This is a genomic window from Brevibacillus borstelensis (assembly GCF_036700025.1).
GTDB classification, from domain to species: Bacteria; Bacillota; Bacilli; order Brevibacillales; family Brevibacillaceae; genus Brevibacillus; species Brevibacillus borstelensis.
Window position 1 is genome coordinate 4,406,100 of record NZ_CP144922.1, and the last position, 12,788, is coordinate 4,418,887.

Sequence of the window (12,788 nt, forward strand, 5' to 3'; positions counted from 1 at the left end):
CGGACGTTTGTTTGACTCCGATGATCTGCTTGTTCCCGTCGTTATTCTCGGGATCGGCATGGTGCTGAAGCTGCTCGTCCATCTTCTCTATTTGCAGTGGCAGGCCTCGCTTTGCAAAACGGCAAAACGATCAGTGCTGCCAACAGAAAGCATATCCCTGCCGCGCCATAGATGAGTTCCAGCGGGAGCGTCCTGGCTGCTATGCCGGATACGCTCATCATCACTACCATCGAACCGGTCATCAGCGGCGTCCGAATGCCGGTAACCCGGCCGATGTATGCTTGTTCGGTGTGCATCATGACCAGAGCGTTGTTCCCGATGAAAATGGCAGGCTGCAGAAGCGCGATCAAAAACTGGGCCGCCATCGTCAGCCATAATACAGTAGACAAGCCAGACAGGATGATGCCAGCCGCATTCACAGCCAGCCCAAGCATGAGAAATCGCTGAGGCGCTATCTTGGCGGCCAAGCGAAAGGTCAACAGCCCTCCGATGATTTCGCCGACACCGTATGGGATTGTCATCCATTGCAAATCCTGTGCGGACAAACCCAGTCTTTCCGTGACGAGAAAGATTCCGAGCGGAGATATCAAACCGGCGCCGAGTCCAACTGCCAAGAAGCACAGGTTTAAGGAGACGAGAACTTTTTTCGCCGCGACGTAACGGATACCGTCCACCATGTCTTGCATCACCGATGTCTGCATGCCCCTCTCGCCAGCGCCAGCCTGGTTGTCAGGCGGGATAAAAACCATCGCACACGCCGAGAAAAGAAAGGCTATCCCCGTCAGCAGGATAGAAAGGTAGATTCCGAGAGCTTGATACGCGATTGTGCCGAGAATCGGCCCGAGAACCATAAAGATGGAAAATACGGTTTGCAATAGCGACATGCCAGCCTGGGCCTGTTCGGCCGGCACGTGCAGCTTGAACAGCTTCATCCCGGCAGGCTGCGTGATTTGCGATAGGACAGCGGAGCCGCATGTCGCAAAAAACACAGCCGCCCACATCCCTGATTCGAGTGCAAGCAGCACGACGCCAACTGAAAGGGCGCTTGCCAGTTCAGACCAAATGATCGTCTTTTTCGGACGCCACCGATCCGCCAGCACCCCGCCAATCAACGAAAAAAGAAAGATGGGCGCGTATTCGGCAACCGAGATCATGGATACGGCAAAAGCGTCTCCGCCGGTTCTCTCCATGACATAAAAGAGGATGGCGAAATTTCGTATCCATATTCCGAGCTGGGAAAACACGTTTGCGATGAGGACCATCCGTATAAACGGGTTGCGCTGCAGCATTCCGAAAGTCGGCATGTTCATATTCCTCCCCTTGCTGCCATCTGGCAGGTGAATGTCGCATTCACTCTACCTCCTCCTGCAGCAGGAGAGTCAAACGTTTTTTTCCGTATTCAGAATGTCTTGACTCTGACCTAGGAGGAGCCTTTACGCTATGAACAGAGAGGAGTGGGATGAAAATGCTCTACACGGTAAAAGAAATCGCCGCGCTGTCAAACGTAACGGTAAAGACTTTGCATCACTATCACTCCATCGGCCTGCTGCTGCCATGTGAGATTAGCGAAGCGGGGTACCGCCTGTATGGAACAAAAGAGCTGGAGCGTCTGCAGCATATTTTGTTTTACAAGGAGCTTGATTTCCCGCTGGAAAAAATCAAGCAACTGCTCGAAGGCGCCCCTGATCGGCTGTCCATTCTGGCCAGTCAGAAGGAGCTTCTGCTCGCCCGCAAGCAACGGCTGGAAAGAGTCATTCAAACGCTGGACGAATCGATTTCACATGCAGAGAACGGTGAACAGATGAATCAGGCAGAGATGTTCAAGGGGTTTTGTGACGAAGAGGAGTGGATGGAGGCACTGGCCGAACAAAAACGGTATTTGGAGGAGACCTATGATTTTTCTCTTCCTTCCATCGACTCGTCCGAGGTCCCGGCGATGAACCAAATGGCGCGGGAAGCGAAGCGATTTACGGATGGAATGGCGGATTTTCTGGCGAAGGGCGTCAAATTTGACGATGAGAGTGTACACAGGCTGATTTCCGAGCATATCGCCTTCTTGAATCAGAGCGGACATGCGACCAGCGCTGACGATTTTGCGGCACGAACGCGCTTTTTCCTGGATGACGACTTTCACCGAAAGATGCTTGAGGAACAGCAGACAGGTCTTGCTTACTATTTATCCACTGCTGCGGAATCATTTGCAGCCAAGGAAAAAAGTACGACTGAAGCGAAAAAGTACGACTGAAGCGAAAAAACCGCCGCAACGACTGATCGTTGCGGCGGTTTTCCATGCTTCCAAGCATCCATGCAATATTCAAACAAGGTGAGAAACATCCACCTATCGATTGAGCAAAAAGACCCCCCAAGACAGATACACCGTGTACAATGCCCACAGCAAATAGGGGATGAGCAGATAGGCCGCCGCCCGCTTGCGGGGCCGGATCATTTTGATCAGCAGCCAGGTGGAATAAGCGACAAGCACGGTGTCTGCCGCCGCTGGCAAGAGCAGATGCTTCTCTACGAAAAGCCAGGTAAACACCTGAACGACTGCCCAGTTGATAAAAAACAGCAGCAGGGTTTCTCCATCCATTTGCCGGCTTCTGGCCAATTGGACAATCGATAACGATATAAGTGCATATAAGATTCCCCACACGACGGGAAAGACGCTGGCGGGTGGAGTGCCTGGCGGTTTGGCAAGCGCCTCGTACCAGGCCCCACCCTCCGGATAAAGAAAGCCTGCCCATGAGTATATCGCATAGAGGGCGAAAAACAACAGCGCGGAGGTACCGATTTTCACCGCACATCCCATCCTTTGACATCTGATCTTCTTGCCATAGTTTATGAGACGTGCCTTCGTTTCATCACGATTTGTCCAACGGGATTTTAACGTCCTCCGGCTTTGATCAGCATCTCTTCGATTTCGCGGTATCCGCGCTTTTTCGCATGGGCAAGCGGCGTTACCCCGTCCTTGTCGGGAATATTCACGTCGGCTCCGTGATCGATCAGCAGCTGCACGATCTGCTGATGGGCCTCTCCTCCGTCGCTGAGCACGATCGCTTCCATCAGCGCTGTCCAGCCCAGATTGTTCACGTGATTGACATCTACACCAGAGCGGGCGAGCAGCTCCTGTACAACTTCTACATGCCCTCTTTCCGACGCAGGGATCAGAGCTGTCCCGCCGTATCTGTTGGTGAGCTTCGGATCGGCACCCGCATCAATGGCCAGCTTGACGATATCCAGAAGTCCCTCTGCCCCCGCATACAAAAACACGTTATCCAGGCGGTTGTCCCGGATATGAATATCGGCCCCGGCTTCGATGAGCGCTTTGACCGTTTCCGCGTGATTGCCATGCGTAGCTGCCAGCACCGCCGTCCGTCCTTTTTCATCCGCAGCATTGATGTCCGCACCTTTTTTGAGCAGCTCCAGCACCGCAGCCGTTTCCCCTTTTTCCGCCGCCTTGATGAGCTCCTGGCCCATTTTTTCCTGCATCACTTTTTGCACACTCTCCTTTGCCATATTCTGTGCATCTTGCAGAACTTCCCCTGTGCTGGCAGGCTCCTCGCAGCCTGCCAGTATCAATAAAGAAGAAAAGAAGGTCACAGCCAGACGGATCATGAATCCTTCCCTCCCTTTGCTCGTTCGCTTCCTTAATGCTATCATGGCAATTGATATACGAAAAATATTACTTTCATTATAAATAATTACTTTTCCCATATATTATTGAAAGGGGAGTCTCGGTGGATATCAAACAGCTTCGCTACTTTATCGCCATTGCAGAGGAGAAACAAATTTCTGCGGCTGCCAAGCGGCTTCATCTCGCGCAGCCGCCGCTTAGCCAGCAGTTGATCAATTTGGAGAAAGAGCTGGGCGTCGCCCTGGTCGTCAGGCACGCCAGAGGTCTGGAGCTGACAGAGGCGGGACGCATCCTGTACAAGCACGCCGTCAAAATTGCCAGCCTTGTGGAAGAGTCGGAGATCGAGGTAAAAGAGGTAGGCGAGGGCACGAAAGGGACACTCAGTATCGGTGTCAACACGCTCTCTTCCGAGCTATTGCCCATACTGTTGAAGCGGTTTCAGGAAAGCTATCCCCACGTAACGTACAAAATCCAGCAGAATGAATCCGATCAGCTTCTGAAAATGGTAAAAGAAAAAGCCATTGAGCTGGCGATCATCAGGCTGCCGCTTGAACTCAATGACTTTTCGATCCTGCATCTAAAGACGGAACCGCTGCGCTTCGCCAGCTCCACTCGCATTCCCGGCTCATCCGCGACAATCACCTACGAGCAGATTTGCCATCATCCGTTGTTGTTGCCCAGCATCGAAGGACTCGGCGTGTACCACTTGATCCTCGAGGAATTCTCCCGGCGCCGATTGGAGCCTGTCATCCTCGGCGAATGCTCGGATATCGCGGTCCTCTTGCAATTGGTTTCTTCCGGCTTTGGGGCGACGATCGTACCGGAAGTCGTTCTCAGGATGCACCCCGGGCATGATCTGCAGGTGTACGAGATTGCGGATGCGACGATGGCTGCTTCATCCGGCGTCATTTGGCTGAAGGACTACTACTTGTCAAAGGCGGCACAGAACTTCCTCGATCTTTTGAGAAAGTAACGCCTTACAGACGTGTCGACTCTCCCGGCTTCAGCGCGGCCCCGTCGATTCCTTTTTCTTTCAGGCTGTCGACAAATGCCTTCCCGTCCTGCTTGATCGGCGGGAACGTATCATAGTGCATCGGCACGACGAACTTGGCTCCTACCCACTCGGCCGCGGTTTTGGCATCCTCCGGTCCCATCGTGAACACATCCCCGATCGGAAGGAAAGCTGCGTCGATGTCGTGGCGCTCGCCGAGGAGCTTCATATCTCCAAACAGTCCGGTATCGCCCGCATGATAAACCGTCTTTCCGCCCATCGTGACGATAAAGCCGCCCGGCATTCCCAAATAAACGATACGCTTATCTTCTTCAAAAACCATGCCCGAGCTGTGGAAGGCTTGGGTCATTTTTACTGTACCGAACGGAAAGGAAGCGGAGCCTCCTAGGTTTAACGCCATCGTCTTGGCACCTTGCCATCCCAGGTAGTTGGCCAGTTCAAACGTAGCGACGATGGTAGCGTCATTTTGCTTCGCCAATTCTACGGCGTCCAAAATGTGATCCTGGTGTCCGTGCGTCAAGAGAATGTACTGAACCCGAATATCGGACAGCTTCGTGGCAGCAAGCGGGTTTCCGGTGATGAACGGATCGATGATGATTGAATGTCCTTCGCTGGTCAGTTGGATGCAAGAATGGCCGTGATACTGGATTTCCAACATGTGCATTCCCTTCCTTCTTCGCAATCTACTATTCATTCCTGATGATAGGTGGGAATGTCAGCCATGTCAAATCAGTTGGCGCATGTTGTTTCAAACATTTGAATAATCAGTCAAACAGAACCGCAAAGGCTCTCGTAAAAGCGCCGTCGCTCCCTTTAATCTTGAGCGGCGCAGCCGCGAAGAAGACGCGCTTGCGGTCAATTTGCTCCAGGTTTTTCAGGTTTTCCACGATCCCCAGCTTGTTGCCGAGAAAAATGTGGTGAGCGGGGAAGTTTTCAGTCTCGATCGGGTCGGGAGAGATGAAGTCGAGCCCGACTGCCCGAACTCCGCGCTCCACCAGCTCCTTGGCCAGTTCTTCTCCGAAGTAAGGGTAGTCGGTTTCGTAAGCATCCGTCCCCCACTGCTTGCTGAGGCCCGTACGGAACAAAACGATGTCTCCCGGGCGAATGTCCGCGCCTTCCAGAACAGCCGGACTCATTTCCCGCTGTCCGTCGAGGTGGACGTCCACGATCACTGCTTCGCCGACAAAACGCTCCAGCGGGATTGCCTCGATGGTCTCGCCATTTTGAATAAAATGGGCTGGTGCATCGCAATGCGTTCCAACGTGAACGACTGCGTGAAAGTCGGTCACCTGAAACCCGTCCGACTCTACTTGAGAAACCTGCTTGAACTCAGCAACCTGCTGACCCGGGTACTGGGGCATTCCTGACTCGAGCACTTGCGAAAGATCGATAATGCGCATGAGACCCTCCATTTTCCCAACCTTACAAGTCGGAATAGTATGTGTTTTGCTAATATTATCCAATCTCAAAAGCGCTATCGCAAGTGTTTTTTCTGCCCTCCGCGTATGTTTTTGCTCTTCCGTCCGATTATGTAAAAGGCTGCGAGAGCCGACAGCCAGTCCGTTCCTTCACGGCTTTCGCAGCCAGTCCATTCCTTGCCGGCTTGCGTTTGACACTACCGGCTTACGAGAGGAGATTGTCTTTGTGATGGGGATCCTTCAATTCGACGAGCGCGATGATTTTCGAGTCCCGAATGACAACGCGCTTGCCTTCATTGTCCCGCAGAATCAAGGTAGAGTTTTTCACATCCACCAGTTTGCCGACGAAGGTGCCATTCACTGTATCGACCTTCACTTTTTCCCCTTCGAGCTTTTTGGCCTGATCACGAAATGCCATGGTTGATCCCTCCTTTACCTGCATCCTATGTACATGCAACGCCATTCAACCAAAGCAAACGTGGATTTTTCTCCAAAATGTGCAGCCACCCTTTGGCAATGATCCCGGGTGACATTTGGCCGTTTACTCTGCCTTGCTGGACGTTCGGCACTATACAGAACGAAAGGACGTATGCAAGCTGCGGCAGGCCAATGATGTATCCAGCCTGAGGTCGAGCTTGATCCCTTTGTTTGCCGCGTCTTCCCTACTTATTTGGTCTTCTTCTACCAGGGCCGGGTCGTATCCAAAGCGAAGCGCTGTCTTCTGTGCAAAGGTGTAATAGCTCTCAAAGCTGCTCGGTCCCACATGCAAAGTGCCCGTCCACTCGCTTCCGGCCAGCTCCAGCAAAGCGTTCGCGAGATCATCCACGTGGATAAACGTGCGAAGGACATTGCTGCTGCGGACAACCCGCTCCCCTTTTTCCCATGCCTCTGTCAACTGGCGCACGCGATTGTCCCAGCGCCCGTCCGCATCCGGCCCGTAAATGGGACCTGATCTGACGATAGCATGATCCAAATGGCCGCTCCTCACCATCTCCTCGCCGGCAAGCTTGGCATTGCAATAAGCCGCCAAGCTGCTGTCCCTGTTCCAGAAGGAAGGAGCGTCCCGTTCCTGGTACGGCCCTTGAGCCCCTTCAAAAACGCCATCAGTCGACACGAACAGCAGCCTTGTCGCTGGCGAAATATGGGAGAGAACTCCGGACAGCCCCTTCTGAATCAGGGCAGTTTCGTTCTCTCCGCTCATCACTGCCCATATCACCACATCAGGATTCGCTTGCCGGAGCAGCTCTGCACAGGCGCTTTCTTCCCTCAAATCTACCTGACTGTACTGCGCATGGAGGTTTTGAAAGCACGTCCCCGTCACTTCCCATCCTTGCTTTTTTCCGTTTTCAACGATCTTGGAACCAAGATAACCGCTCGCACCGAGGATCAATAGTCGTGACATGAATCCTTTCGTTCCTCTCTTTATGGGTTATGGGACGAACCCTGATAGAATTTGTCGTACGTTTGCAAACAGGAGTTTACTTAGTGTCAGCGAAGTGTACAAGCATAATCATTTCACAATGTTCGGAATACTTTTGTCAGAACGGGAGGGAAGTCATATGAAGAACGTGATCGAACTGGTTGCCAAGGAGAAAACCTACTCCGGACGTGAACTGGCCGAAATTCTCGGAGTCGGAGCCAGCACGCTGCGAAAGTGGAGCATGCTCCTGGAGCAGCAGGGGTACCGGTTTTTGCGGGACAGTCAAAACCGCCGGGAATACAGACAGTCGGATGTCGACGCACTGCGCTCGTTTTATCAGTTGACAAAGGAAAACCTGATGCCGCTCGAGGAAGCGGCGCGGACCGTAGCCGGACGCACTTCCTTTCAACAGACCAAGCGGGAAACTGCCGCTTCGCTCAGCCTTGTTCCCCCGGTCGTGCCCTCTGCCGGCTCTGCGCCTTTCCCGTCAAACCATTCGGCTGCACTGTCTGCGAGCACATCCGCTGCTTTGGCTCTTCGGACCAGCGCCCATGTCGATCGGCTGGAAGAGAAAATCCACTCTCTCGCCCAGCATGTACAGCATCAGGATGCAGTTCAGATGGAGCTGATGGAACGCTTGGAAAAGCAGGAAGCGTACATCCGCAATAGTCTGAAGGAACGCGACCGCCGCTTGATGAAAGCCATGAGCGACATCATCGAAGCCAAGCAGCAATTGGCCCAGCTCCGCGACGAGCAGCGAAAAAAATCGATCTGGCACCGCTTGTTTCGGACACAGTATGATTCGTCGCTTTGAATCGAAAACCTCTTGCTGTTTTTGTCCCTCCGTATCGCTGCCGACCCGCATAGAAACAGGGCCGCTCCGATTGTACAGTCATCTCCAATCGGAACAGCCCTGTTTTGTTGTTTGTCTCGGAAAGCCAGTGTCTACGCTGCGTTGATAGTCTCGTCGTTTGCCCTCGCGCTGCCTTTTGTAGCGAGGCTCACAACCGTCGTCACTGCAAGATTGACGACCAGTGCGATAATGCCGACGTTCAGATCTTGAATGGACTGCGGCAGGAATGGGAAGAGGGTGCCGATCGTGATGCCGCTGATCGTGACGATCGCAACCGTTGCCACACCGGCGATGATACCGGCTGCCGCTCCCTGCTTGCTGACAAAATTGCGTTTGGACAGGCTGAACAGAAGCGCAGGGAAGAGCTGGGTAACGAGACTGTAGCCCATCAGCAGCAGGGTGACGAGCGTATCTCCGCCCTTGAATGTAAAGTAAAGCGAGATGAGCGCGACTACAGGCACCAGATAACGGGCCAGCTTGGATACCTGTTCGTCCGTCGTCTTCGGTGCGAATACCTTGTACACGTTTTTCGCAATCAGCGTCGACGAGGACATCAGAATCATCGACCCCGGCACGATCGCTGTCAACAGCCCCGCCGCGCCGATCACCCCGACAAACCAGGGATCGAAGGTTTGGATAGACAGGCGCAAGAGTGACATGTCGCCATCCGCCCCTTCCAGTCCGGGCACCTGCAGGATCGCGGCAAACCCTACGAAGAAGACGAACAGCAGCACCAACTGGTAAAGCGGCATGACGATCGCGTTTTTCCGGAAGACCTTCTCATTTTGAGCAGAGTAGACCGAACCGAAAGTATGAGGCCACATATAGAAACCAAGCGCTGTCAACAGAACAGTAGAGACAAACCAGGACGGACTGAGGCCTTTTTCCGGCAGAGCGACAAATCCTGGCTTGGCCGCTTCGACAGCCTGAAACATTTCGGTGATGCCGCCATAGTAGTGGAACGGCAGATAGAGACCGAGGAACACAACCACAAACAGAATCATGATGTCTTTGACCACAGCGGTCCACGCCGAGCCGTGGATTCCGGAGATCATCACGTATACCGTGACAGCCATGGTCCCGATCCAGATCGCCGCCGTGTTTGAGATGCTTCCGTAAGAAGCCTCTGCCACGATCAGCCCCAGGCCTTTTAGCTGGAGGACCAGATACGGGATGAGCGCCACTACCCCGACGATTGAGACGAGGACACCCAGGTACGGGCTTTTATACTTGCTGACAAAGAAGTCGGACTGCGACATCAGCTTGTTCTCTTTTGCGTAGCGCCAGATGGCGGGCAGCAGCCAGTACGACATGATATAGGCGAGACAGCCATAGCCGAGAATGTAGAAGGTCGGCCCGCCTTTGCCATATGCCCAGCCGCTGCCGCCCAGGAACGTAAAGGTGGTGTAAATCTCGCCCGCCATCAGCAGGAATACAAATATCGTTCCGAAGCCGCGTCCCCCGACGGTCCACTGCTCCAGGTTCATATCCTTGCCGCGTTTTGCCTGAATCCCGAGAAAGAGAGACAATGCCAGGAATCCGAAAATGATCATCAACGCTGCATTCATCTAGGAGTCACCTCTCTTGTTCGCCGGGTCCAGCTTGTAGATGATCGCCATAATGACAGAGGTCAGGACGACCCAGAGGACGATCCAAAACAGAAGGAAGGGCAGTCCGAGCACGTAAGGCTCTACTTTATTGACAAATCCGATGCAACCGAGTATTCCGATAAACGGCAGCAAGGCTAATAGATGAATCAGTTTCATGGGCAGCAGATCCCCCTTTGTCTGTCGATTCCTGCGATTTGCAACCGTTCGGAATCTTCGGTTTTTTCATGCAAATCTATGCCATGACGATTTTATGGGCGGCATTGACGAAGATCTTCACGCCTACCTCCAGCGCATCTTCATCTACCGTGAAGCGCGGGTGATGGTGCGGATAGACGATGCCCTTCTGCTGGTTGCCTGCGCCTACGTAGAAGAAGCAGCCCGGAGCTTTTTGCTGGAATGCCGAAAAGTCCTCTCCCCCCATGTTCGGCTTCATGTGGTCGATCCATTCCTCTCCCAGCGTCTCCGTGACGATGCTCTCCATCAGACGGGTCACTTCCTCGTCATTGATCACAGGACGATAGCCGTATTCGTATTTGAATTCATAGGTGGCTCCGTGGGCCTCGGTAATTCCTTTGACGACGCGTTCCATCAGAGCCGGAACGGAATCGCGAAGCTTTTGGTCAAAGCTGCGAACAGTGCCGCAAATGCTGACCGATCCCGGGATGACATTGTGTGTCGTTCCGCCGATAAACTGGGTGACGGAAATGACCAGATTGTCCAGCGGATCGGTATTGCGAGAGACGATGTGCTGCAGGTTGGTGACCACCTGTGCCGCTATGGCAATGCTGTCGACCGTCTGATGCGGCAGTGCTGCGTGCCCTCCCTTGCCGGTGATGGTAATGTAGAAGGTATCCGGTGCGGCCATCATCGGACCTGGGCAAATCCCCACTTTGCCAAATTCCATTGGCGCCCACAGATGGGTCCCGATGACCATGTCCACGCCGTCCATGACCCCTGCCTGCACCATTTCCTCCGCCCCGCCGGGGAAAAGCTCCTCCGCGTGCTGGAACAGGAAGCGGACCTCGCCTTTGATCCGGTCTTTCATCCCTGAGAGAATTTTCGCCGTGCCGAGCAGCATCGCCGTATGTCCGTCGTGACCGCAAGCATGCATCACGCCGGGATTCGTGGAGACAAACGCAAAGGTGTTTTCCTCCGTGATCGGCAGGGCATCCATGTCGGCCCGCATCGCCAGAACACGCCCGGGCTGTGAACCGATCAGCCGCGCCATCACGCTTGTCTTGGTCGGTCTGGTCACGTCCAGGTTGCCGAACGAAACGAGCGTGTCGTAGACGAACTGGGCCGTTTTTTCCTCGTGAAACGAAAGCTCCGGATTTTGGTGCAAATAACGCCTCCACGCGATTACCTGCTCCTTGAGCTGTTCCGCTTCTTGATTGAGTGTCGCTGTCGTCGTCATTCAAATACGCCTCCCTAATGAAATTCGTGCTTTCCTACGCCTTCCCGGCGAGTGAGAGAACCGTGCGGTACAGCACATTGGCTCCGTCTGCACAGTCTTCCTTGGTGGTATATTCAGCCGGATTGTGGCTGATGCCCTTTTGGGAACGGGCAAAGATCATGCCAACCGGACAGAGGCCGGTCAACTGCATGCAATCATGTCCGGCACCGCTCGGTATCGTAAACGGTTCAAAGCCAAGCGACTCGCACGCGTCTTTGGCAGCCTGCTGAATTTCTTCGGAGCAGATGACCGGCGGTATGCGCTGCAACAGTTCGATCGCGAGCTGAATGCCTCGCTTTTCGCATATTTGCTTGGCAACTCTGACAATTTCGGCTTCGACGCGGTCAAGTACCGCCTGATCCACATCGCGAAGGTCCAGCGAAAACTCCACTTTTCCCGGGATGATGTTCACGCCGCCGGGATATGCCTGCAGCTGTCCTACCGTACCGACGGCTGTTCCCGTTTTGCCCGCCTCCTGCTCGATCGCCAGCATGATTTCTGCTGCCGCCGCCAGCGGATCGCGGCGAAGCGTCATCGGTGTGGCTCCCGCGTGCCCGGCTTCCCCCTCGAGGATGAACTTCACCCACAAAGGACCGGCTACACCGCTTACCACCCCGACCGACAGATTGCGGCTCTCCAGCACCTTGCCCTGCTCGATATGCAGCTCGACGTACGCCTTTACGCTCCCCTTCGGACGAGCGGCTTTGCCGATCGCATCGGGATCCAAACCGTTCTGTCTCATCGCCTCGGCAATCGAGATGCCGTCCTTGTCGCAATGCTCCAGCTCGCTTCCCTCCAATAGACCGGCGATGCCGCGGCTTCCGATCATGCCGTAGCTGAAACGGGTCCCCTCTTCATCGGTAAAGGCGATCACTTCGATGGGATGTTCGGTGGCGATGCCTTGCTCGTTCATCGCGTGCAGGATTTCCACGCCAGCCAAAACGCCAAGCGGACCGTCGAAGTTTCCGCCGTTGAACACAGAATCGATGTGCGAACCGACCAGGACGACAGGCGCTTCCGGATTGCCGCCTTCTTTTCTGCCGATCAAATTGCCTACCTCGTCCTCCCGTACGGCAAGCCCCGCCTCAAGCATAAAACCGCGAACGAGATCTTTTGCAGCTCTCTCTTCGGGTGTAAAAGAAAGTCTGGTAATGCCGCCCGACTCTTGTTTGCCGATGTCACTCAAACGCATTAACCGATCCCACAGCCTGTCCGGATTGATCATACGCTTTCACCCCTTTTTCTTTACGCAATTAACGGTTGATTTACGGTTGTGTCCATAATTGTATAATAGTCTGTCAATTTTGAAAAGAGGGAAATATTTTGGGGATTATTGGAAGTCCTTTCCGGTGTTGCGTGTTCTTCCTGGCGACTGAGGAAAAAGCGGT

The 12,788-nt window shown here is 53.9% G+C and carries 14 protein-coding genes; 3 read left to right on the top strand and 11 right to left on the bottom strand.

Annotated features, from left to right (window positions below; genetic code table 11):
- Positions 1-41: 41 nt before the first annotated feature.
- Positions 42-1,304: an MFS transporter gene (locus tag V5G20_RS21135; protein WP_243014681.1), complete on the bottom strand. Its 1,263-nt coding sequence runs from the start codon at positions 1,302-1,304 to the stop codon at positions 42-44.
- A 161-nt stretch (positions 1,305-1,465) separates the two neighbouring features.
- On the opposite strand from V5G20_RS21135, the gene V5G20_RS21140 reads away from it, so the two are divergent.
- Positions 1,466-2,245, top strand: coding sequence for a MerR family transcriptional regulator (locus tag V5G20_RS21140; RefSeq protein WP_171506218.1), 780 nt, complete (start codon positions 1,466-1,468; stop codon positions 2,243-2,245).
- Positions 2,246-2,338: 93 nt separating this feature from the next.
- Here V5G20_RS21140 and V5G20_RS21145 read toward each other — a convergent pair whose 3' ends face one another.
- Positions 2,339-2,797 (bottom strand): TspO/MBR family protein, encoded by a 459-nt coding sequence (locus V5G20_RS21145; protein ID WP_003388042.1) that lies wholly within the window; start codon positions 2,795-2,797, stop codon positions 2,339-2,341.
- Between the two features lie 86 nt (positions 2,798-2,883).
- Positions 2,884-3,615 (bottom strand): ankyrin repeat domain-containing protein, encoded by a 732-nt coding sequence (locus V5G20_RS21150; RefSeq protein ID WP_422387983.1) that lies wholly within the window; start codon positions 3,613-3,615, stop codon positions 2,884-2,886.
- Between the two features lie 122 nt (positions 3,616-3,737).
- Here V5G20_RS21150 and V5G20_RS21155 point away from each other — a divergent pair, with 122 nt between their 5' ends.
- The gene (locus V5G20_RS21155) at positions 3,738-4,607 is read left to right on the top strand and encodes a LysR family transcriptional regulator (RefSeq protein ID WP_039071192.1); all 870 of its coding nucleotides are present in this window, start codon (positions 3,738-3,740) and stop codon (positions 4,605-4,607) included.
- A gap of 4 nt (positions 4,608-4,611) precedes the next feature.
- Here V5G20_RS21155 and V5G20_RS21160 read toward each other — a convergent pair whose 3' ends face one another.
- The 4 genes from V5G20_RS21160 to V5G20_RS21175 all read right to left on the bottom strand — a co-directional run bounded on the left by V5G20_RS21160 (position 4,612) and on the right by V5G20_RS21175 (position 7,466).
- Positions 4,612-5,304 carry a metal-dependent hydrolase gene (locus tag V5G20_RS21160; RefSeq protein WP_311067697.1) on the bottom strand — a complete coding sequence of 231 codons (693 nt, stop codon included), beginning with the start codon at positions 5,302-5,304 and terminating at the stop codon, positions 4,612-4,614.
- Between the two features lie 106 nt (positions 5,305-5,410).
- On the bottom strand, positions 5,411-6,046 hold the full coding sequence (locus V5G20_RS21165) for a cyclase family protein (RefSeq protein ID WP_024983150.1): 636 nt from the start codon (positions 6,044-6,046) through the stop codon (positions 5,411-5,413).
- A gap of 223 nt (positions 6,047-6,269) precedes the next feature.
- The gene (locus V5G20_RS21170) at positions 6,270-6,482 is read right to left on the bottom strand and encodes a hypothetical protein (RefSeq protein WP_039071194.1); all 213 of its coding nucleotides are present in this window, start codon (positions 6,480-6,482) and stop codon (positions 6,270-6,272) included.
- Positions 6,483-6,632: 150 nt separating this feature from the next.
- Positions 6,633-7,466 carry a sugar nucleotide-binding protein gene (locus tag V5G20_RS21175; RefSeq protein WP_171506192.1) on the bottom strand — a complete coding sequence of 278 codons (834 nt, stop codon included), beginning with the start codon at positions 7,464-7,466 and terminating at the stop codon, positions 6,633-6,635.
- Between the two features lie 157 nt (positions 7,467-7,623).
- Between V5G20_RS21175 and V5G20_RS21180 the strand changes: the two genes are divergently transcribed.
- Positions 7,624-8,298, top strand: a complete 675-nt coding sequence (locus tag V5G20_RS21180) for a MerR family transcriptional regulator (RefSeq protein WP_003388050.1) — start codon at positions 7,624-7,626, stop codon at positions 8,296-8,298.
- A gap of 131 nt (positions 8,299-8,429) precedes the next feature.
- Here the strand turns inward: V5G20_RS21180 and V5G20_RS21185 are convergent, their stop codons facing one another.
- From V5G20_RS21185 to V5G20_RS21200, 4 genes are all read right to left on the bottom strand, one after another.
- On the bottom strand, positions 8,430-9,905 hold the full coding sequence (locus tag V5G20_RS21185; RefSeq protein ID WP_003388051.1) for a sodium:solute symporter family protein: 1,476 nt from the start codon (positions 9,903-9,905) through the stop codon (positions 8,430-8,432).
- Positions 9,906-10,103 carry a DUF3311 domain-containing protein gene (locus V5G20_RS21190; RefSeq protein ID WP_003388052.1) on the bottom strand — a complete coding sequence of 66 codons (198 nt, stop codon included), beginning with the start codon at positions 10,101-10,103 and terminating at the stop codon, positions 9,906-9,908.
- A 76-nt stretch (positions 10,104-10,179) separates the two neighbouring features.
- The gene (locus tag V5G20_RS21195; protein ID WP_003388053.1) at positions 10,180-11,361 is read right to left on the bottom strand and encodes a M20 family metallopeptidase; all 1,182 of its coding nucleotides are present in this window, start codon (positions 11,359-11,361) and stop codon (positions 10,180-10,182) included.
- Positions 11,362-11,395: 34 nt separating this feature from the next.
- Entirely contained in the window at positions 11,396-12,625 is a 1,230-nt protein-coding gene (locus V5G20_RS21200; RefSeq protein WP_251255766.1) for a Zn-dependent hydrolase, read from the bottom strand.
- Between the last annotated feature and the right edge of the window lie 163 nt (positions 12,626-12,788).